Origin of the sequence: Photobacterium carnosum (genome assembly GCF_021236965.1) — a bacterium.
Taxonomy (GTDB): Bacteria; Pseudomonadota; Gammaproteobacteria; order Enterobacterales; family Vibrionaceae; genus Photobacterium; species Photobacterium carnosum.
This window is the reverse complement of record NZ_WMDN01000034.1, coordinates 1-21,508: the sequence shown is the minus strand read 5'-3', so window position 1 is coordinate 21,508 and position 21,508 is coordinate 1. Positions and strand designations below refer to the sequence as shown.

Here is a 21,508-nt window from a genome sequence, read left to right as displayed (position 1 = left end):
TGTCAATTCCAACAATTGATGTCATATTCCAAGAATAGATGTCATAAACCTATCCTTGATACTCTCTATTCTCTTAAAGTAATTCTCACTAAAATAGCTAACTCGCTACCTAACACAAATGGATTGAGAGTGAGCTATGTTTGATACGTTATTCAAGAGTAATGGTAAAAAAGTTAAGTATATGGGTATGGTAAATATCCGAAAATATTTTGAGGTATGTCTAGGGAGTTATTATAATCCAAAGACTGAGTATGTCGTACTGTGGTATGGGAAAATATACTATTATCGTAGACGTAAAACGGTTCAAGTGTACTTTCTAAATTCTACTACCAAAAAACAAGTTGTAGTCGGAGTATCAATCAAATCAATATTAAAGTTACCTATAGGGTCTATTTGGGTTGATGGTATCTGTGAGGAGAAGTACGATTTTGAAACATTATATACCACGTTAGATGCATATAACGATAAGCAACAAGAACGCCCAAACCTTACATATACTAACCATTTTGGTATTTCAGCGAATAAAGGCGATTATATTCTTGAGCCTGATAACTATCCAGTTGATGACATTAAAACAGACTCTAATACAAACCTCGTTGTACAGACTGGTAATACTAAAATAGTTATCCCATCGGTTTTATTTTTTGTTGCACACTATGGGGTATCGAAAGAAATCAATAAAGTTCTAATTAGTTATCACAAAGAGGAAGCCGAAGAAAGGTTGAATATAAATGATAACTACGGTGATCTGATTACCATACCTGATCGATGTGTAATTGCCGACGCTGTATTCTTATTCTATTTGAAAACAAATAGTTATACCAAAAAAGTAGTTTGGAATCTCAATTCAAGAATGCTTAGAAATGATAGGCAGTACCTTTCTCTAATGGCTCAGCCTTATCATAAGCAAGAAATTCAACTTAAGATATTAGGTTTGAAAATTGATGATCAGACCATACTTTGTACCGAAATTTTAGGTATGTCTATGCCACAGGGATCTGAAATAGAGTACAGGATAGATAAGCCTAATTCTGCCACATACGGTGAAGGTGTTGAACCTCAAACATTAAAGTTTCAACCAATCTACAACACTATTGAATCTGATGAAATAATATTAGAGGCTCAAAGAGATGCTAATAATATAACCACTGCTGTAGTAAGGCATAGAATAGAGCAGATAGGTAAGATAAGGGCGCTTGTGAAGAGCGAGGATTTAACTTTAGATGAAGTTATAGATACTTGTAACTCAAAGGTTGTAAGGTTACCTCAACATGAGCCCAACACCTTTTCAGATGGAGAGGACGGCAATGCTAATGGTGATATTGGCAGGATCCAAGTTCTAGTAGAGAGTGGTGCGATTCATCCAATAAAGAACAACTTTGAGCGTCTATTACGTTATGCTCAAGATCTTAAAGTCACTTCGGGCTACTCACCTGTAGTCATAGATTGCGTAAATTTGGCTAACGATAATATATTTATTGGTGAGACGGTGCATGGCATGCATATAGCGCAGTATGACTCTAGTGTGGAAGTAGTTTTCGTTATGCGTCTGAGTTTTGAAAAACATGGGCTTTTTTATATATTTGATTGTCAGAAAAAAGGCAGCCAAACTAGCGGTATTGTTATAAAAGTAGCAAATGAAGATATCTTTATAAGAGATGCGATACGACGAATTTTAAGTCAGTTATTTAGAAATAACGGTCGGTTGGCCGATGTAAGTGAAATATCTGGATTTAGTACCATCAAATATTTTAAACACACGAACGGCGAGAGTTCCAATTGGGTTAAAACTGCAATAGATAATTGGTTGCAAGTAGTGAACTAATTGTTTTCTGTATTTGTGTAATTCTCTATTGAGCATTAAAATATTCCAAATTATTTGAGTAGGGGTGTGTAGAAGCATCGGGCTTAGAAATTGTTCGAAGTGCAGCATTTTGTTGATAATATAACCATAAAATATCACGAGCTTCCTAAGGTGAAATACTGTCGTAGATACAGGACAAAAAGTGGACTTCCACGCACCATGATGGAAGCTAGATTTCAGTATGCTAATCAAGGATTTTCACTCTTTGAGGTGTATGCTGCAGATATTGATACACGCCTATCGACGCTTATCGTTAAGGTTGACAGCTACGACCAACTTGAACGCAAAATACCAGAGTTTATGACAAAGGTAGTCAAAGGGTCCCCATCTTGGACAGATGTGGCGGCGCTGTTTGATAATTCCAATACACTCCATCATCCTATTGGCTTTTATGAAAAAGAGTTCAATGAAAGGGTGATACAAAAATGGTTGAGTGGACTGCAAAAAAATTGCTCTTATTCTCTGAAAACGAGAGTAACACCTAAACAAGTATCTTATGGTTGGGGTGATTGCCACATATCTTGATATTCTATAAACATTAGGGGCTGTATAGAATTCAAATCAGCGGCAGCCAGATAAAGACACAAGCGAGAATTACGGCAGCCTCATAGCTGGCTTTAAGCTTATCATAGCGTGTAGCAATGCCTCTGAAGTGTTTTAACCTAGCAAAGGCGTTTTCTACTAAATGGCGACAGCGATATAAGTACCAATCTAGCGTATCGTTATTGCTTTTAGAGTTGGACTTAACGGGTATTACTGACTCAGCACAATGTTCAAAGATACAATCTCTTATGTCGCTACTATCATAGCCTCTGTCTGCTACAACAGCCTTAGTCTCTTTTTTGATGGTACTTTTAATTAAAGCGTTGGCCATTTTAGAATCATGTACTTGGCCTCCTGTCAGCGCCACATGAACAGGGTTACCACAAGCATCAACCATGAGATGTAACTTGCTGCTATTGCCAGCAACGCTGGTGCCGATGGCTTCATCACGACAACTGGCAGCGCCTGTACTGTGCTGATGTGCTTTTACCACGCTACCATCTATAAATAACCATTCACTATCGTAGTCTGCTGTCATTATGGACATCAGTTGTTGCCATTTACCCGTTTTACGCCAATAGCGGTATTGATGATATACGGTAGACCACTTGCCAAAGCAGGTTGGTAAGTCGCGCCATGGACAGCCAATACGTATGCGGTACAACATCGCTTCGACTGTTCGTCTTAGATTGGGCTTGTTATATATGTTAATTTGTCGCAATATATCAGACAGCTTTTGCCATTGTTCATCAGTGAGCATGGTACGAGCCATAAGTAACGCCTTTTCTCTTTGTTGTGGTAAACAAGAGTGTAAGGCGTTGCTTATTTTTTTCAACTATCTCCCAATTCTATACAGCCCCTAATTTTACAGGTCTTTTTTATGACAACAAGCAATCAACAACGTGCCGAACTACACCGCCAAATTTGGCAAATTGCAAACGAGGTTCGGGGCTCAGTCGATGGCTAGGACTTTAAGCAGTATGTATTGGGTACGCTGTTCTATCGTATTATAGAACAAATAATCGCTTCTTTTGATTACTTCTATTTATTGGAGACGCTTACCATGTTAGTAGATAATAATGATAGTCTGATAGGTATAAAGGGGTGAGGCATTGCTACATCAACTAAAAGAAAATGGGTATGTTTTCATATCAAGTGATGCTAATAGCTCAATACTTGATGTAGCAAAAAGCGTTGGTGATGTATTCAAGATTCCAACAATGCCTTTGGTTCAGACTCTCACACCAAGACTTAAAAAAGATGAACATGAAAGTACGTACAGTGGTAACTTTGGGATCGATGAGTTCCCGTTTCATACCGATTTAGCACACTGGCATACTCCACCAAGGTTTTTTCTTCTAAGGTGTGTTACTCCTGCACCAAATGTTTATACAAAACTCATCGATAGCAGATATTTATGTGACTCTCTTGACTCTGTACTTGTTAGTAGGTCTCACTTCAAACCAAGAAAAACTTTAGATAGAACTGCCAATATATTAAAAATCAAGGAAGGCGAAATATTTAGATGGGATTCCATTTTCATTAAGCCTATCAATAATAGTGCCAAAAAATTAAGCTTACTTATTCAAGATAAGTTAAATATAACGGAAGCAGTCAACCTGAGTCTTGCTAAAGAAGGTGACTGTCTACTGATCGATAATTGGCGAATGGTTCATGCAAGAGATCCTATATCTGAGAAAGAAATGAATAGGAAAATAGAAAGAATTTATTTTGAAAAGGTGATAATTTGAATATTACAAGAACAGCTCATGAATGGTCTAAACATTCCTTTTTTTCTAAAGCTCAACGCTATGCTGAAAAAATGCTAGAGAAAAACCATTCTGATTGGGAGTTTGGATTTTGGTCTGCTTTAACGTTAGAGATACTAGTTCGTGCGTCTATCTCAAATATATCACCAACGTTGGTTGCTGATGGAAAGGACTGGAATAATATTTTATACGCTTTGGACAAGACCCCCAATCAGAAAAAATTTATTGCCAAATCTGCAGATATATCTGATTTATTAAGAAGAGCAGAGAGTCTTTTTCCTGATTTCACAACTGAAATGTTGAGCTTTAGTCTTATACATATAAACAAAAGGAATAGTGAGCTACATTCAGGTTCATTACCTTTTGACGATGTTAGTTCTTCCTCATGGATGCCAATGTTTTATTGGGTTTGTAAGGTGTTATCGGAATCGTCAGGAGAAACCTTATCTACATTATTTGGAACGGAAACTGCTGCCGAAGCGGAAATTCATATAGAAGCTTTACGCGATGCAAGTGCCAAATCTGTTAAAGGAACTATTCACGCACATACCGTCATCTGGAATGAAAAGACGGAAGAGGAAAAAGAGCAACTAATAGCACAAGCTGAATTACTCTCAAATAAGCATAGAGGGCACAGAGTACAATGCCCTGCTTGTAATAGCGTTGCTTTATTACAAGGAAGCTCAATTGGTGTGCCTAGAAACGAAATTGTCGATGACGGAATTGTTGAGAAACAATCTATGCTCCCATCCAGTTTTGAATGTACAGCTTGTGGTTTGAAAATACTGGGTTACTCCAAACTTGTAGCGTGTGAGTTAGGAAATACCTATACAGCTACTAACCACTATTTACCTATGGATTACTTTGGAATAGATATTGAAGAAGAAATGCGGGCTGCTATGTTTGAAGACAACAACGAACCATTCTAATGATAGCAGCAAAAGTTAATAATTATATAAAAATGGATTCTATAATGGCTAAAAACGAATATATTGATGCTGTACCTGAGGATATTGATAATCTAAAAACACTTGCTAATAATAAAATTAGTTATAAATCAAGAAATGAGGCAATTGATATACTTGAGAAGTACAAGTGTCGTCAAAGTATTGATATATTGTGGCGCTTAATGATGAACGATAGAGTTTACTCTGTTCAACATAAGGCATTTCTTGCATTACAAAATTTTGGCGAGCAAGTTCACCTACCTAGAAAGAGAAAAGGTCACTTAGTCAAAGATATTAATAAGAAGTTAGGGGTTGTTCAAAGAGCCTTCAATGACAGCGAATACTCACCTAATGAATTCCTTGAAAAATTTAAATCAATGTACCCTGAAGCTTACGACATATATTCGTATGAAAAAGGGACTAAAATGCAAAGCTGGGTAATAAATACTCTTAATAGTCTACCTAAAAAATAGCATACTTTTACGGAGTCAGGCACAGCTACATTGACTACTGGGAAAAATGATAAAATCAATAGCAATTATTCCTTCATGTTTATCTGTAAGCGCGCATTTAAGCAGTGCGCTTAGCTATAATCGAAGTCTAGCTGCACATTCCACGGCATTAGGTCGGTAAAATCATCATCACCCTCATCTCGATTCGGCAACGTTTTAAATAAATGCACAAAGTAGTAATAAGGATTGATGTCATTGGCACGGCAGGTCATCACAATACTATAAAGTATCGCGCTGGCCTGAGCACCATTAACCGATTTTGAGAATAGCCAGTTTTTTCTACCCGTGGTAAACGGCCGAATATCTCGCTCAGTAATATTATTATCAATCCCTAGTTCGCCATCTTCACTATACCGCATTAATTTCGGCCATTGATTAAGCGTGTATTTTATCGCTTTGCCAATATAACTCCCCGCCGTTACTTTACCTTCGGCTTCATCAAGCCACGCTTTAAAGTGCATTAATATGGGTAAGGCTTTTTCTTGTCGTAACTGATACCGCGCTTGAGGAGATAACTGTTTGTTTTTAGCGTGGGTTTCCAGTTTATATAATTGGCTGATAAAGCTGATGGCTTTATGCGCTCGACCTTTGTTTTTCGACTCTGCTTTTAAGGCATCGTTATATTTGCGTCTAGCGTGTGCCCAGCAACCAACAGGGGTAATGCCTTCAATACCGTCATAAACACGGTAACCGTCGCACTGTAAATAGCCTTGATAACCGGCAAGAAATTCTTTTGCGCAAGCGCGACTTCGACCTGCTTGGTAATCGTAAATCACGACAGGCTCACGGCTGACCTCATTGCTGCGATAAACCCACATGTAGGAATTGCTGCTAGGGTTGTCACCTTCATCTAACACTTGTGTACGGGTTTCATCGGCACATAAACTGTTCTCACTAAGCAAGTGACGTTGCATGGCTGCCACTAAGGGGCTGATTAGCAGGCCCGCTTTAATACACCAATTAGCTAATGTTCCGCGCGATAGTTCAAGGCCGCCACGGCCCAGTATGTCAACGAAACGATAAAGCGGTAAGGCATCGCAGTATTTGCCCGTAACAACCGCCGATAACGCTTCTGGACTCGCAATGCTGCCAGGAATAGGCTGCTTGGGTTTAGGCGCGGTGATTATTTTACTGGCCAATTGTTCATGCTCGCAATGTCTGCAAGCATATTTAAATTGTTTGTGCTTAATGACACTGACTTTCGCCGGAATAATCTTCACTTGCTCGCTGTCTTCACTACCACATTGATGTAGTTGTTCACCGCAACACTGACACGTTAACTCGGTTAAGGTGTGCTCAACCTCTTCTCGTTCAAAGTGCTCAGCCAGTATTTGTTTACCTTTCTTATGGTGTTTAGGCGGCTCAGTCGTTTTATGCTGCTCCGCTTCATTGAAGGTGCCCCGTGGGGCTTTTTCACTTTTTTTACCGTATTTTTGGGATTTACTTAACTTAAGCTCAGCAAGCAAGTGGTCAATCCGCGATTGCATTTCAACCTTATCTTCTTGCAGTGAAATTTTATCTTTTTCTAAGCCATCAAGCTTAGCCTGCATAAGTGCAAGCTGATTTTGTAGTTCGGTGATGAGAATAGTGTCTGGCATTTTAATAGCATGACACATGGGAAAGATCGTTCAAGTAAAAAAAACGATCTGGTTAATTTACATCACTGATAACCCTGATAAAGTTGAGTGGCGGGTTTTATTATTTACCGGTAAGCCAGATAATAACCATTGTAACTGCCGTTGTTCAATCCCCATGGCTACGTGTGCTTGAGCATGATTTGGCCATTGAAATCGTCCTTGCTCTAAGCGACGATAATAAAGCCAAAAACCATTGGTATCCCAAAACAAAATTTTTAATTTATCGCGTTGTTTATTACAAAAAACGAACCACGCTTGGCTTAAAGGATCGAGAGATAGGGTATCGCTGACAATAATACTTAACCCATTGATTGATTTTCGCATGTCGGTGAATCCCGTGACCAAGTAAACTTGGTGGGTGCAAGGTGTCACAGTACGCTCAATAATTTGGCGAGTGCTTGGTGCGCTAATGTCGACTCGAAGTCTATTTGATAGCCGTTTGGTGTGGTGAGTTTAATGATTGAAGGGTGTGTAAAGGCTTGCTCATGAATAACAAACGGGATCACCTGTTGCTTTTTAACCCTTATCGTTTCGTCAGAAAGGCGTTTACGCCAAACATAGAAAGTCGATGCGTTAATGTTGTTATCACGACAAAATTGAATGATGGCTAAACCACTCGATTTTTGCTGCTCAAAAATGCCTTGCCAGTGTTTTATTTTTTGCTGTTTATTCATAATTACCTCAGGTTAATATGCTGAGTAAATTATGCATAGGTAGCATTAATATTGGTATGTGGGGTTAATTGCGCGCTTACGTTTATCTTGATCACCATCTTTCAATAACTGATATAACTTATTAATATGAATTTAGAGTAAATAATGAATACTTACCAAGACATATTTAACAAAATGTTGTATAAGACTGTTGAAAGCGCCGATTGTCGTTTATCAAAAGCTGAGCTAGAGTCTTGTATAAACTCTTCTGCTTCAGATTTCATAAATGAAACTATCCCAGAGTTAGCCGATACAATTGTCTTATCATTAAATAAAGAATCCAAAAATCATCTGAAATTAATTAGAGACTATGCAGATGGGTTCGTAGATAGAAATATTGAGAGATGGAAAAGCGGCTTTGATGCTTTAGAGATTTTTATTATTACATGTTCTGAAATAGGGGAAGATTTTAATAATACCAATAGAGACCGGGCAGCTCGAGAGAATAATGTAAAATTTGACACTTTAGTTCGCTTACATGCTAGAGCCTGTCATATTTCTTCAGAGATACTTTGGTTACTTAAAGGCGGTTTTGCTGATGGTGCTCACGCACGATGGCGCGCATTACATGAGGTAGTAGTTACAGCTCTTTTTCTAAGTACTCATGAGAACGAGCTTTCCATTCGTTATCGTCAACATGAAGTAGTAGAGTCTTATAAAGGTATGACGCAATACAATCACTACGAGCCAAGACTAAATATCGTTAAATTCTCTGAAGAAGAATTAATGGAATGTAAGTTAGCTTATGAAGAATTACTTAGTAAGTATGGGCAAGAATTCAAGACTAGTTACGGTTGGGCAGCAAACGTATTAAACAATAAAAAACCTAACTTTTTCAATATTGAAGAAGCTGTAGAACTTGATCACTTTCGACCATATTATAAATGGGCAAGCCAAAACATACATGCAAATGCACATGGTATTAATAGCAAGCTTGGCCTAGCTGAGGCAAAAGAAGACGTTCTGCTAGTAGGAGCAAGCAACTCAGGTATGACTGATCCTGCTCAATTGACAGCTTTATCTCTTTCGCAGATCTCAGTCGGATTACTTAATATATATTCGAATATTGATACTTTGATTACGCAACACGTAATTGAGAAATTAAAAGAAGATATTGGCGATTTGTTTTTCAAGTCTGAGTAAACGGAACGATTTGACTACAGCATAGTATAACTACGGCGAACCTATCAGGCTCGAGCCCATCCCAAATTCTGTGTAACTGCCATTTAGATTAAATGCCTGCTTATACGGTCATCAAACATAATCATAAAGCGATTCAGGGCAGACGTCCAGTTACGGATTGGCATCGACCACTTTTTAGACGCCTGCTGGGTTGCTAGGTAGACTACCTTAAACGCTGCCTGATCAGAGGGGAACACCTTACGCTTATTCACCGCTGTCCGAATCACACTGTTTAGCGACTCTATCGCATTGGTGGTATAAATCACTTTTCTGATGTCTTTCGGGTACTCAAAGAACACCGTTAAGCCCTCCCAGTTATTACGCCAAGACTTAACCACGTGCGGATACTTATCCCCCCACACCTCATCAAAGTTCTCAAGGTTGGCCTCTGCTATCTCAAGCGTATCAGCGCTGTAGATGGCTTTTAAATCAGCCGCTATGGCCTTTTTGTCTGTCCAGGGTACAAACTTCATCGAATAGCGCACCATGTGTACGATACACAGCTGAACCTTGGCTTTGGGGTAAACGGTATTAATGGCATCAGGGAAGCCCTTTAAGCCGTCGACACAGGCAATGAGGATATCTTGTACCCCGCGGTTTTGTAGTTCAGTGAGAACACCTAGCCAGAACTTAGCGCCTTCATTCTCTGATAACCACATACCAAGCAGCTCTTTTTTACCATCAAGTCCCACGCCTAGCGCCAGATAGACAGCCTTGTTGATGATCTGCTTGTCTTGACGTACTTTAACGACAATGCAGTCTAGATAGACAATAGGATAAACACTACTCAATGGCCGGTTCTGCCAAGTGGTGATGTCATCTAATATGTTATCGGTGACTCTTGAGACAAGAGAGCTTGATATATCAACGTCGTAGAGCTCTTTGATGCTCTCTACAATCTCGGTGGTGGTTTGACCCTTGGCGTAAAGGAATATGATTTTATCATCAAGACCTGAGATACGACTTTGATGCTTACGCACTAAGGCAGGTTCAAAAGCGCCATCACGGTCTCTTGGGGTGGATATCTCAAGATCGCCTGTGTCACTGCGGACGGTCTTTTTAGTGTGTCCATTGCGCTTGTTTGGCTTATCCGCCTTTTCATGTTTGGGGTAGCCGAGATGGTCTTCCATCTCAGCTTCAAGGGCAGTATCGATAAAGGATTGCATGAGCTGCTTTTGGAAGTCTTTGATGTCATCGAAGCTTTTCATGCTACCAGCCATTTGCTCAGCCAGCTTTTTAATATCAGATTGGTTAGTCATTGCTTATTCTCCGGTTGGTGGATTATAAGCAGTTACACAAAGTTTGGGAAACTCCCTCAGGCTCCTTCCTTAGTTCGGTTCCCTAGTGAGGACTTGAATCTAAGGCTGTAGGCTACTGATATCAACCACCTTCATAGGTTGTGGAGTTTCGGTGGGATTACCGGTGTAATTTCAATGTACATTAAGCAAGCTTTTCGAGAGTAAGTTCAGTTATTCTCGTTTATATCTTATTTATCTCTATATAGAGTTAAGTTTTGGGAAGCTGATTTTCAACTTTCTTTAATAGCAAATTGATGATAAGCAGCTCTTCTTTACTAATATTCTTCATCAAGTCATTCTCTAGTTGCACATGTGATGCGATTGCTCTATCGATCAAGTTAAGGCCTTTGGAAGTTAGTTTGACTAATAAGCTTCGTTTGTCCTCTGGGTTATCAATGCGCTCAATAAGTTCCTTCTTTTCTAAATGTTGTAAGCGATTGGTCATCGTACCAGAACTCACCATCATGCTATCAAACAAAACGGTTGGGCTCATTAAATATGGGGTGCCTGTGCGTCGTAATGTCGCTAACACATCAAATTCCCAATGTGATATTTGATGATTTATCTTATAGTTAGCAGATAGCTTTCGCATTAATATAACTTCTAACCGCTTTATACGGCCTATAGTCTCCATTGCTAACAAACTATCAGTAGCAAATCCTTGGTTTTGCCACTGGCTAATAATCTTCTGTACTGCATCTTCTTGTGTACACCCTTCAGTTTGCATTGATTTACTCCTCGTTATGATTAGAATATTTATGATTTTGGAGATATTAGAATGTCTATTTCTACTGAAAATTCCTCATAGGCAGTAATAGTAGCAATATTATTATCTTGACATCAAGATATATAATGATATTCTGACATTAAGGTCATTTTCGGCCGTTAGGATATTATATGACTAAATTTACAGAGCGAAATAGCTCTCCTTGTAGAAGTGTATGGTTAGTTCCTTTAATGTGTCTTCTAGTTGGAGGCGCGTTACTTGGTATCTCTACCAACGTTGCAAAATATGCGGGTGAAATAGGTTTGTCTCCGCTTGCCTTTTTATTTTGGTCAATTGCTGGTGCTGCCACAATCTTGTTAGTTATTGCGTTACTACGCCATGAGCTTCCACCTCTCAACAAACGCAGCTTTGAATATTACTTTATCTCTGCTTTGGTCAGCGTTGCAGGCTCTAACTTACTTTTCTTTTCCGCTATTCCCCATGTCGGTGCCGGTTTTGTAGCCCTAATCATTTCCTTACCACCACTTCTCACCTATCTTGGGGCACTAGCGTTAGGGATGGAGCGATTTCAGACTGTTCGAGCTCTTGGGGTTGCAGCTGCACTTGCCGGTGCAGGTGTCCTAGCTGCCCGTAAATTTTCTGCACCAGATGCCAGTGTGTTTTGGATTTTGATAGCACTCTGTGGCCCTGTTTTGCTCGCTATTGGTAACCTCTATCGTACATTGCGTTGGCCGGAAGGAGCGTCTCCCAATGCGCTTGCTCCAGGCATGCTTATTGCGGCTGTAGTCTTACTTGGCGCAACAAGCCTCCTACCTGACTTCTCACTTACTGTTCCACTGGGAGGTTTCCTGCCACTTGGTTTAATTACCTTACAGGCCTTCATATTCGCCGGTCAGTTTCAGTTATTATTTCTACTTCAAAAAACGGGTGGCCCGGTTTTATTAAGCTTATTAGGATCTGTTGGAGCAATTGTAGGTGTACCTGTCGCTGTTTTTTTACAAGGTGAATCTCCACCGGACGGACTCATTCTAGGCGCCTCTTTGATTGCACTCGGTGTAGCACTTGTTACATGGGGTGGTATGAAAATGATGACACTATCGAAACAAAAACTTGAAGTGCCTGATAAGACCTGAATTTAAAAAGTTTGATTTCCTTTGTAAGTTTATTCAATAAGCCTGACCAACCTTAATCACACGATATAAATAACATTCTATTTAACAAAATTTAAAAGGATAAAAATATGCCGCAATCCAATTCAGCCAACCTGCAACAAGCCTTCACTAAACGTCGGTCCATTTATGCTTTAGGTGGCAACTTAACGGTAAAACCACAAGCAATTATTGATATTGCTGAGCGCACAATACTAAATACCCCTTCAGCCTTCAACTCACAGACGACACGTCTGGTAGTGTTGTTTGGTAAGCAGCATAAGCAGCTATGGGATATCACCGAAACCCATTTACGTAAGGCGGTTGGCAGTAACGACTTTTCAGGTAGTAAACAAAAAATGGATGGTTTTCGTGCGGCTGTGGGTACAGTTATGTTTTACGAAGATAAGGAGGTTATACAATCGTTACAAGATAAGTTTGAGCTATATGCTGATAGATTTCCTATTTGGGCGCAGCAAACCTCAGCAATGCATCAATATGCTATGTGGTTAGAATTGAGTGCTTTAAATATTGGTGCAAATCTTCAGCATTATAATCCACTAATCAATAATGATATTGCATCAGCTTTTTCAATTCCTAAGCAGTGGGAACTGGTTGCTCAAATGCCATTTGGTAACATCGTTGAGCCAGCTGGCGAAAAAACCTATCAGTCAGCCAGTGAACGTATCAAAGTGTTTGGGCTGTAGTAATAATGCCTTGATGCTAATGTCAGTATGTTTGGACATCCTAAAGTCAGGTTTTCTCGAATATATACAGTAGGCAGAGCCATTAAGTTTTACGACTTTTTAGATTTAAAATGCTAGCGTATATTTGATTATTGCTTGGTACTACTGCAAAAGATAACCAATTAAAATCGTGATGATGCATCGACTCATAACTAAAAAAGATACATAAACAAGAGTGTGAGGTAGGAAATGAGTAAGTTTAGTTATAGCCAATGGATACTAGCCACCATAACAATAATCGTAGGTCTTAATCTTAGGCCTATTATGGCCTCGATATCTCCAATCGTACCTGTGTTAGCAAACGATATAGGAATAAATAATCAAACTGCTGGACTATTGACTACTTTGCCAGTTGCAATGATGGGCTGCTTTGCGCTTTTAGGTCCCAGAATTCAATCTAGAGTAAGCGAGTATATAGGTATATTAGCTGGATTGTTGGCGATAGCGCTTTCTTGTGGCTACCGATTTTTTACTGACTCTACATTACTTCTACTGATAACGTCTCTCATTGGAGGCATTGGTATAGCAATCATCCAAACTCTGATGCCCGCCTATTTAAAAAGAATTGCGCCAGATAATGCTAGCGTTTTTATGGGGTTATTTACAACAGGCATTATGGCTGGGGCTGCGATCTCAGCTGCTACAACCTCTCCTTTAGAAGGAGCATTTGGATGGAATATCGCTTTATCGATTATGGCTATCCCTGCCATATTGGCAATTATACTGTTTTTCTATTATATGCCACATATCAAGAGCAGTAGAAACGGCTATTTGCCTCTACCTATAAAATCTAAAAATGCATGGCTGTTAATGCTTTTCTTTGGCATAGGAACAGGCGCATACACATTGGTTCTAGCTTGGTTGCCATTAAATTACACCCAGCTTGGGTGGAGTAGAGATGCTTCTGGCGCTTTACTAAGTATTTTAACGGTGGCAGAAGTAGTTTCTGGCATCTTAATTTCTATATTTATCAAAAAATTCAACGATCGCCGAAAGCCATTATTTGTCACTCTATTGCTCATATTAGTTGGTTTAATATTGCTTATCTATATCCCCTCAAAGCTTGCATTTTTAACCGTTATAATTTTAGGTTTAGGGATTGGTGCTTTATTTCCTTTATCTTTAATCGTAGCGCTTGATTACGCTTCTAACGCCAAGCAAGCAGTGACTTTATTAGCTTTTGTGCAAGGTGGGGGATACTTAATCGCTTCAGCATTCCCGTTCATGGCAGGTGTTTTGATTGATGTTTCAAGTGATTTAACGGGAGCGTGGATTGGAATGATTGTTGGGGTTTTACTGCTACTCACTATTTGTAATAAATTCTCTCCACGAGATTTTGTGGTTCGTTATTAGCATAGCTCAAGGGAAGAGGTTGATTACAATCAGGTCATTTTTGACTTTGCTTACAACATTGATGATCTCACAAAAATAAGGGTCGGTGCTCGAACGATAAAAAATATAAATTATTTAGTCGCCAATACTCAGTACGAAACGTGGTGTCAGCAGATACAGTTATACGAATGTCTAAGCTATCTGCTCACCAGGGCAAAATTAAACAACTTGGCACCACCTATTGGTGAGAAGTTAATAAGCTTACTTAGAAAATGTTTGACTGAGTGCTCTGTATCAGTCATGTATTACATAATATGGAAAGCAGTTGAAAGTGCAGCAGCCTTCGCACAAAAACCAGATATCACTCGAAAACATGCATCAAACGCTATTTCTGGTAACATTGAACGAGTTTTCGGTAAGATATCTAGTGGCAGTTGGCACTACCCTAACAAATCTTATCGCGATGCCAGTCACCCTCAGTCTGCGATGGCCAAAATATTTTTTGATTACGTGTTTGGCTTAGATGATTGTGGTTTTCACAATACCTTAGATGAGCTATTCAATCCATATAAGATGCAGCAAACTATTGAGAAAACAAGCTATTCAACTTTGGGAAGTGCGCAAATCACCAGTTATTCAGTGGCTATTGGTGATTTGAAAATAGTATAGATAGGTTTTTTTTCAGTATGACTGGTAATTATCCAATGAAAACTGAACTGCCCCTGTACTCTCTCAGGATGCTGAGCCTCCAACGATCGCCGGGCAGTTCAAATAAGATTCATATTGTCCTCTGTGTCTTTATAACCCAATTCAACCAACATATCTCTATTTAATTACAATATTCTAAAAGTTAGTCAGCTAGATGCTAAGTGGTGTGGTGTTTATTATATTTTTGGTAGCCAATACTCTTTTTGATCAAATACTGTTTTAAACATATCTTCATCGCATGGCTCGGTAGGTAATGTCCTAAGCGTCTTCACTTGAATATCCACCTGATGAAAATAACTCATACTCATCTGTATCCACATCAGTTCATCCTTGTCCGATAACGGTTTAGGTTGGTCATAAAGCACCATCATTTTCTGTTCAATCTCTTTCTTCTTGAGCTTTTGAACATCATCCTTACTAGGCTTGTTGCAAGCCAAGTTCAAACCGTAACTTTTGTTCAAAAAAGCGATGAAACCATATAATGCGCTGTACTGACCTTGCTTAACTAGCAAATACCCATCCAATTGTTCCTGACTTGGCGTATGCAAGCCTTCGATGTCGTATTTAGTACATAGGTCTATTGCAGGCTGCAAGGCTAATCTGACGGATTTAAGCGAGGTTTTACCCATAAGCAGTTTTTGCTCTAAATATTGATGATATTCAATGATGCAACGAGGCACTTTACCGTCAAGTTTAGCCAGCAAGTTAACAATGCGCTCGTCCTCTGCAATCTGATCTTTAATCTTGGGATCTACCACAACTTGCTTAGTTTTAATCAGCCACCGCAGTACCGTGAGGTACTCACGTAGTCCATTTGGCTTGAACTCATGTACCAGTGATTCATAACAGGGTATCTTGCCCCATAGCTCATCACAGTGAACAAAGAAATTGATGAAATGGGTATGTTTAAGAGTGGCGGTCTTGCTACCAAGCTCGGCCTTAAACCATATTGTAAAAGCAGTATAAGCTTGTCTCATCAGATCGGACGATAAAAGGTAGGAGTTAGTCCTTGTCTCAAGCTCTAATCTTTGTGACCAGTAACAGTCATCACATCTTTTACCCATACCCGCAGGCATAAGCTTATCGCAACTCTCGCAGGGGATCTCACCTAAGTCATGGCATTTTTGACACGCCATACCTTCCTCAGTATCAACAAGCTCTCTATACTTGTGACATCGAGGGCATGTCGCTCTAAAGTGCCCTTGATAGCAGGTGACACACACCGCCTGATCATGAGATAGTTTAGAGTAGCGACTAACACCTCTTTTAAACTTACCGCACTCAAAGCATTCCTTTTCAGCCTTAAAGTAGCCCTGATAGCATATCTGACAGACTCGTCCATACTCCGTATTAGCTCCATTTTTAACCGTCGCGCCGCCACAACGAATGCAGGGCTGACTCATACGACAAGATCTACAGACGGCAAAGTCCTCTTTTTTATGCAGACGATTTATCTTACCGCACTGACTACAAGGCTTTTTAACAAACCATATGCGATAACAATTGGCGCAATAGGTATCATCTTTATAGCGTCTTTTTATCTCAACGTTTTTATTACCGCAGGAGTTGCATCGATGTTTAGTCTTCTCTATGCTTGTCATAACTTTCTCTCATCTGCATCTTGCGCTTAAGTCTATTCCATGCCGTCATTACCGCTTTGGGTGAGGCGGGTTGTATATCCACTGATTGTGCTTTGTGTTGCCGCGTAGGTACTCTATGGAGCTGATCGCATACCTCGCTAAAGGCTTTAGGTATAACCGTGTACTTTGACCACTGGAAGCTGTTTTGGGTAATATTAAGAGCTAAGCAAGCCTTGATCCACTCATCACCGTCAACTTGCAATAGGTAGTAGGCGCACTCAAGCAATACCGCTCGTTCTTCTATCGGCAAATAATCAAATCTGAGTGCCGTTTTGGGTAGTGATAAAGCGCTAGTATCAATCTCTAGTACAGTCAGTAGCTTGCCGAACATATAGTTGGGATTGTGCAGACCTCGCCTGACTAGATTTATTAAAAATAGCAGGTACTCAAACCACTGAGCCATACTGACCAATTGCCCCAAAACAATGCCTTGCTTACTGAAAAAAGCCTGATCAGCAAGCAATTGAAACTTATCAAGCGCAGCGCTTGGCTTTATATCTGATATAGCTTTATCTATCTTATAAAGACAGGAGTGACAGCGATTGATGAACTGCTGCTCTGCACTTAAAAGCTGGGGCTGATAAGGCTGATTGCAGTACCCACAATCTACCTGCAAGAATGTCTTATGCTTAGAGCAGCAGACAGACCATGTAAAGCGCCATTGCAACTTAAGGTAAGCCTCTTTATCATCGCTCATGCAGTCAGGACAAAAGGGATAACCTAGCCTTGAATAGCGGTTGCGTTTTGATAAAGGTGCTGTCCAAAGTAGAGGTTTTTTGTTGTCTGATTTAACTGACGTATCATCCAAGAAGTCGATCAATATTTGATTATCGAAAGTATCGATGTTGTGACCTGCTAGAGTTGCAATATCAGATCTGATTTGTCCATCGATATGATTAAAACCTTTATCAACGTCATATGTCCAAATACGATACTTAGGCCAGTAGTAGTAGGTAAAGGTCAAAGGACTACATCCGTGTCTAAGCGCGGCGCGTACTAGCCAAGATGTTAAGCTCTCACCGTATAGAAAAGGTGTGGCAAAAGTCAGTGGTTTTACCCAATAATTCTGCGTAGCCCTTTGGTCGGTTTTAGACATGACTTGCCCCTGATACTCTCAACAGTGATTTCTTCTTCACCTGACTCAATGGCGTTAATAGCGCAATCGTTAATTAAACGCTTAACATCGCCAAGGTTGCCTGTGCTAATGCTATAGATTAAATTGACCTTTTCAGTCTCAATGAGTTTAGACGGCTTTTTAAGTGGTAAAATCTTCTCAAAACTACCAACCAGACGCTTAAACTCTTTATCATTTGACCATAAAGAAAGCTCAGCGACATCAAAGCGACTAGCGTGTTGTGGGTCAGTGTGTAGAATACGAACAGCGTCTTTAGTGCCACAAAGCACGATAGGCATAAGCAATTCGTTACATAAGAATTTGATAACATTCATAATGGCTCGTTGCTGTCTGGCTGTACCCGTAAGCATTGAATGAACTTCGTCAATAATTAGTATCTTGACGTTGGTGTGTCTAAAGGCGTTAACGACTTGGTATCTCAATTTATTGGCAGCATCGGTTGGTCTGTATGGCAGCTTAAACGCTTCAATAATAGAGATGTACAAATCCTTTTCACTGGCAGTTGGAGGCGCTTGGATTTTGACTATAGGTATAACTAATGTCTCATCAACCGTATGATTTTCTCCGAACTTATCATAAAAACGATTTATGATTGTGGTTTTGCCATTATTGGAATCTCCAATAAGCAGCAAGTTTGGCATACGATGTTGCTTTACATGGTTCATCAATCCCTGCATAACATCAATAACCTGATTTGCTGTGTTGTAGCCTACCCACCTTGGAGAGTGGATAAATTCAATCCTTTCTTTATCGGGTAGATGAGCGATATGCCTAAATTTTTCATGAATGTGGGTGTATAAAGATTCGCTCATCAGTCAATATCCTCAAAGTATAGATTGTCATCATTGTCATCAGACTCATCAAGGCTTGTCTCTACCGCCTTTTTGTTTAAAATCCTAGTCGATTCTGGCAACGTGTCTAGTATATCTACCTCTTCACTTTCATCTGATTTCAACTTACCGTACATTGTTTGCGATTTAGTATGAGATTTTTTACGCTGCTCACTTCTAAGTACCTTTTTAGTCGTATTTTTAGACTCTTCAACTATGGTCTGCATATCTTGTAATGCTTGATATATCAGCGCCTCGTTAACAGTTCCTGACTCCTGTTTGACTTGCTTATAAACTTTCCTATACTCCCAAAGGCTAATTGGCGGCAGAACTTGATTTGCTAGTGGTACAGGAAAGTATTGTAGTAACTCAGGATCATAAAACCATATTCTAGTAATATCCCTTGGATCTTGCCTAAAGATAAACTTAGTCTTATTACCATTGTCATCAGTATGATTAATGAAGTTGTTTAAGCAAGCATCGTAATATTGCAAGCCATCTATTGTTGTTCCATTCCTTTGAATAGTACGCAGGGCACTCGGCATAAAATCCAGTACCAGCGTATGACGGTCTGATGGGATTGGTGGTAATCCAATACCGCTTTCAAAGCCTTCACCAAATATACCTATGCGCCACTGTTCTTTAGGGCTACGTTCAATGCTTGAATGTATACTTTCGTGATAATCCATCGTGATGTAGGTCAAGAACCATTTTTCAAACTCATGCAAGGTTAAACTGGCATGTTTTTCAGAGTTGTATTCGTCTTTTTCTTTAATGTTAGAGAAAGTAGTGCCCGGCAATTCATGTACACGCTTCATTATAGTGCCAATCAATCGTTCAATATGACCACCATACTCAGGTCTTGCTACTGGCCTAAATTCAAGATTGATACCATGAAAGGCGCAAGACTTCTGCAAACTCTCAGCTCTAAAATCAGAACCATTATCGACGTGGATTTTTTTAGGCATACCGAAGACATTCCATTTCACATCGGATAATCCAAACTCAAGCAACAACTCATCTTTTGGTAAAATACTTCGTGAGATGCACATACTAACCGAAGTAACAGAGGGCGCATCTAGTGAAATATAATAGCCTGTAACCATGCGACTATAGACATCAATAGCCACTGTAATGAATGGTCTACCAATAGGTCTTCTATGCTTATCATCAACCAGTATCAAATCTACTGGTGTGTGGTCTATCTGAATAACACTGAGAGGGTAGTTGGCGTCAGGAAACTGACCTGCTTTAGCGGTGAATTTTTGTTTTGCACGTTTTCTCTGACCACGACCGCGCAATAGGTCTTTCTCTTTGATTTCTTTGATACGGTTACGGATGGTGTTCTTACTAGGTTTCTCAATATCCTCTACATAACAACGCCTATGAATCTCTCTGATAGTGGCTTGCACATTAGGTCTTTGAACAGTAAGGTAAAAATTATTGATGACTTCGCTAATAAGGTTTTCTGTCTCACCATTTAGACGTTTAGCCCCTTTTCTCCAGCCTCTTTTTTGATCAATTAAGGATCCAATTGAGCCTGTCGATTGATAAGCGTCAACCCATCGTCTAAGAGTACGACTAGAAACCCCAACTTCTTTAGATCTTCTCTCATAACCCTGTTCACCTCGATAGTTGTCCTCGCCATACCAGTCGTCCTCCATAATGAGTGGGGTGATAGCTAAGTACTTCTTTTGAGCTTCTTGCCATTCATCATCGCCAATATCATTAAGATCGATGACAACAGAAGTATTTGCACCGTCTATCACGTTATCGAAGTCATGGATTGATAAAACTTGATTTCTCAGTGTTTGCAAGTTTTTAAACACGGCTTGATTTAGATCATCAAGGTACTCGATAAGCTGGTACTCATCGTTATCAGTTTTATTACGATAAATGCCGCCAAGCACCATTTGAATATGGTCACGGCTATATTTACTGTTAGTGTCGAAATGAGAACTCATCCTTAGTCCTATTGGTTTGGTTACGATTTCAGTGTCCAACATGCCAGACCTCCATTTGCGGGTCTTTAACGTCATCCCAAATATCAAACCCGATTTGCTTATTTGCCATTAGGTGCCAAACCAGAGCCTGTCCATCATGTCGGTAAAGCTTAGATTTGAAGTACCTCTCTAAGATATAGTCAACACTAGTGATGCCACGTTGCTTAATATCAGTGAGTATTACTTCAACCTCTTCGTTATTAATTCTTATGGTTTCATAAGTTCTCAGAAAGTTAATGTTATCAAGCGCCTCATGTCTAATCCTGTCTTCATCGAATATGATGAATCTGATACCTTTTTCCTTACAATACAGTTTAGCTGCCTTCCACTTGTCAGACCAATCACGCCAGTTTAGTTGCCACTCTCGTTTTGGTTTAACCTCTGCAATAAACGACTTACCCGATTTAGCATCTAACTCCACATAATAATCAGGCGTATAACGATAGGTTCTGCCATTTTTATTAAAAGGTATCTTCACAGGCTGAGGTGTGATGTTCTTAACATCTTCCCGAAAAGCATGATAAATAATAAAATCTCTTTCTAAAGTCGATTCGTAAGCAAGCGGCTTTTTCTTGTAAGAAATGACACCTGAAACACTCCGTCTTGTCGGTTTTATTTTACGAGCTTGATGTTTGAACATTATGACACCTATTTCTGGTAATTTGTAAGAATCTGACACTTATTACTGGTAATATTTGACATTTAATCTAGGTAATAATTGGATGTAGATAAAGAAATGATGTCTAATTATGACACTTATTGTTGGAATTGACA

Annotated in this window: 21 protein-coding genes; 10 read left to right on the top strand and 11 right to left on the bottom strand. The window is 39.5% G+C overall.

Annotated features, from left to right (window positions below; translation table 11 throughout):
- Window positions 1-136 precede the first annotated feature (136 nt).
- Window positions 137-1,825, top strand: a complete 1,689-nt coding sequence (locus GLP24_RS18690) for a hypothetical protein (protein WP_101767591.1) — start codon at window positions 137-139, stop codon at window positions 1,823-1,825.
- A gap of 99 nt (window positions 1,826-1,924) precedes the next feature.
- The gene (locus GLP24_RS18685) at window positions 1,925-2,389 is read left to right on the top strand and encodes a Tn7-like element transposition protein TnsE (RefSeq protein WP_267893085.1); all 465 of its coding nucleotides are present in this window, start codon (window positions 1,925-1,927) and stop codon (window positions 2,387-2,389) included.
- A gap of 31 nt (window positions 2,390-2,420) precedes the next feature.
- Here the strand turns inward: GLP24_RS18685 and GLP24_RS18680 are convergent, their stop codons facing one another.
- A complete protein-coding gene (locus tag GLP24_RS18680; protein WP_101767593.1) occupies window positions 2,421-3,179 on the bottom strand; it encodes an IS5 family transposase in 759 nt (252 codons plus the stop codon).
- A gap of 340 nt (window positions 3,180-3,519) precedes the next feature.
- Between GLP24_RS18680 and GLP24_RS18675 the strand changes: the two genes are divergently transcribed.
- From GLP24_RS18675 to GLP24_RS18665, 3 genes are read left to right on the top strand one after another with little or no spacing between them, the layout of a single operon-like run.
- Window positions 3,520-4,158 carry a Fe(II)-2OG oxygenase family protein gene (locus tag GLP24_RS18675; protein ID WP_101767594.1) on the top strand — a complete coding sequence of 213 codons (639 nt, stop codon included), beginning with the start codon at window positions 3,520-3,522 and terminating at the stop codon, window positions 4,156-4,158.
- Window positions 4,155-5,105: a hypothetical protein gene (locus GLP24_RS18670; protein WP_101767595.1), complete on the top strand. Its 951-nt coding sequence runs from the start codon at window positions 4,155-4,157 to the stop codon at window positions 5,103-5,105. Before GLP24_RS18675 ends, GLP24_RS18670 begins: the two co-directional genes overlap by 4 nt.
- A 44-nt stretch (window positions 5,106-5,149) precedes the next feature.
- Window positions 5,150-5,596: a hypothetical protein gene (locus GLP24_RS18665; RefSeq protein WP_101767631.1), complete on the top strand. Its 447-nt coding sequence runs from the start codon at window positions 5,150-5,152 to the stop codon at window positions 5,594-5,596.
- A gap of 110 nt (window positions 5,597-5,706) precedes the next feature.
- Here the strand turns inward: GLP24_RS18665 and tnpC are convergent, their stop codons facing one another.
- From tnpC to tnpA, 3 genes are read right to left on the bottom strand one after another with little or no spacing between them, the layout of a single operon-like run.
- Complete coding sequence (tnpC, locus tag GLP24_RS18660) at window positions 5,707-7,233, bottom strand: IS66 family transposase (RefSeq protein WP_373322852.1); 1,527 nt, start codon at window positions 7,231-7,233, stop codon at window positions 5,707-5,709.
- 57 nt (window positions 7,234-7,290) lie between these two features.
- Entirely contained in the window at window positions 7,291-7,644 is a 354-nt protein-coding gene (tnpB, locus tag GLP24_RS18655) for an IS66 family insertion sequence element accessory protein TnpB (protein ID WP_024605589.1), read from the bottom strand.
- Complete coding sequence (gene tnpA, locus GLP24_RS18650) at window positions 7,641-7,946, bottom strand: IS66 family insertion sequence element accessory protein TnpA (protein ID WP_010555472.1); 306 nt, start codon at window positions 7,944-7,946, stop codon at window positions 7,641-7,643. Before tnpA ends, tnpB begins: the two co-directional genes overlap by 4 nt.
- 144 nt (window positions 7,947-8,090) lie before the next feature.
- On the opposite strand from tnpA, the gene GLP24_RS18645 reads away from it, so the two are divergent.
- Complete coding sequence (locus tag GLP24_RS18645; RefSeq protein WP_101767597.1) at window positions 8,091-9,128, top strand: DUF5677 domain-containing protein; 1,038 nt, start codon at window positions 8,091-8,093, stop codon at window positions 9,126-9,128.
- 83 nt (window positions 9,129-9,211) lie between these two features.
- On the opposite strand, the gene GLP24_RS18640 is transcribed toward GLP24_RS18645, so the two are convergent.
- Together GLP24_RS18640 and GLP24_RS18635 are read right to left on the bottom strand one after the other, a co-directional pair.
- On the bottom strand, window positions 9,212-10,426 hold the full coding sequence (locus GLP24_RS18640; RefSeq protein WP_101767598.1) for an IS256 family transposase: 1,215 nt from the start codon (window positions 10,424-10,426) through the stop codon (window positions 9,212-9,214).
- 247 nt (window positions 10,427-10,673) lie between these two features.
- Window positions 10,674-11,192, bottom strand: coding sequence for a MarR family winged helix-turn-helix transcriptional regulator (locus GLP24_RS18635; RefSeq protein WP_232616396.1), 519 nt, complete (start codon window positions 11,190-11,192; stop codon window positions 10,674-10,676).
- Window positions 11,193-11,362: 170 nt separating this feature from the next.
- Between GLP24_RS18635 and GLP24_RS18630 the strand changes: the two genes are divergently transcribed.
- From GLP24_RS18630 to GLP24_RS18615, 4 genes are all read left to right on the top strand, one after another.
- The gene (locus GLP24_RS18630) at window positions 11,363-12,325 is read left to right on the top strand and encodes a DMT family transporter (protein ID WP_101767600.1); all 963 of its coding nucleotides are present in this window, start codon (window positions 11,363-11,365) and stop codon (window positions 12,323-12,325) included.
- A 107-nt stretch (window positions 12,326-12,432) separates the two neighbouring features.
- Complete coding sequence (locus GLP24_RS18625) at window positions 12,433-13,047, top strand: nitroreductase family protein (RefSeq protein ID WP_101767601.1); 615 nt, start codon at window positions 12,433-12,435, stop codon at window positions 13,045-13,047.
- A 228-nt stretch (window positions 13,048-13,275) separates the two neighbouring features.
- Window positions 13,276-14,439 carry an MFS transporter gene (locus GLP24_RS18620; RefSeq protein ID WP_101767602.1) on the top strand — a complete coding sequence of 388 codons (1,164 nt, stop codon included), beginning with the start codon at window positions 13,276-13,278 and terminating at the stop codon, window positions 14,437-14,439.
- 279 nt (window positions 14,440-14,718) lie between these two features.
- Entirely contained in the window at window positions 14,719-15,087 is a 369-nt protein-coding gene (locus GLP24_RS18615; RefSeq protein ID WP_101767603.1) for a hypothetical protein, read from the top strand.
- Between the two features lie 215 nt (window positions 15,088-15,302).
- Here GLP24_RS18615 and GLP24_RS18610 read toward each other — a convergent pair whose 3' ends face one another.
- The 5 genes from GLP24_RS18610 to GLP24_RS18590 all read right to left on the bottom strand — a co-directional run bounded on the left by GLP24_RS18610 (window position 15,303) and on the right by GLP24_RS18590 (window position 21,374).
- Window positions 15,303-16,262, bottom strand: a complete 960-nt coding sequence (locus tag GLP24_RS18610; protein WP_144043146.1) for a hypothetical protein — start codon at window positions 16,260-16,262, stop codon at window positions 15,303-15,305.
- A 442-nt stretch (window positions 16,263-16,704) separates the two neighbouring features.
- Window positions 16,705-17,862 (bottom strand): TniQ family protein, encoded by a 1,158-nt coding sequence (locus tag GLP24_RS18605; protein WP_101767605.1) that lies wholly within the window; start codon window positions 17,860-17,862, stop codon window positions 16,705-16,707.
- Window positions 17,820-18,713 (bottom strand): TniB family NTP-binding protein, encoded by an 894-nt coding sequence (locus GLP24_RS18600; protein WP_101767606.1) that lies wholly within the window; start codon window positions 18,711-18,713, stop codon window positions 17,820-17,822. The genes GLP24_RS18605 and GLP24_RS18600 overlap by 43 nt, the downstream gene beginning before the upstream one ends.
- A complete protein-coding gene (locus GLP24_RS18595) occupies window positions 18,713-20,737 on the bottom strand; it encodes a Mu transposase C-terminal domain-containing protein (RefSeq protein ID WP_167388507.1) in 2,025 nt (674 codons plus the stop codon). Before GLP24_RS18595 ends, GLP24_RS18600 begins: the two co-directional genes overlap by 1 nt.
- On the bottom strand, window positions 20,724-21,374 hold the full coding sequence (locus tag GLP24_RS18590; RefSeq protein ID WP_101767608.1) for a TnsA endonuclease N-terminal domain-containing protein: 651 nt from the start codon (window positions 21,372-21,374) through the stop codon (window positions 20,724-20,726). The genes GLP24_RS18595 and GLP24_RS18590 overlap by 14 nt, the downstream gene beginning before the upstream one ends.
- Window positions 21,375-21,508 lie beyond the last annotated feature (134 nt).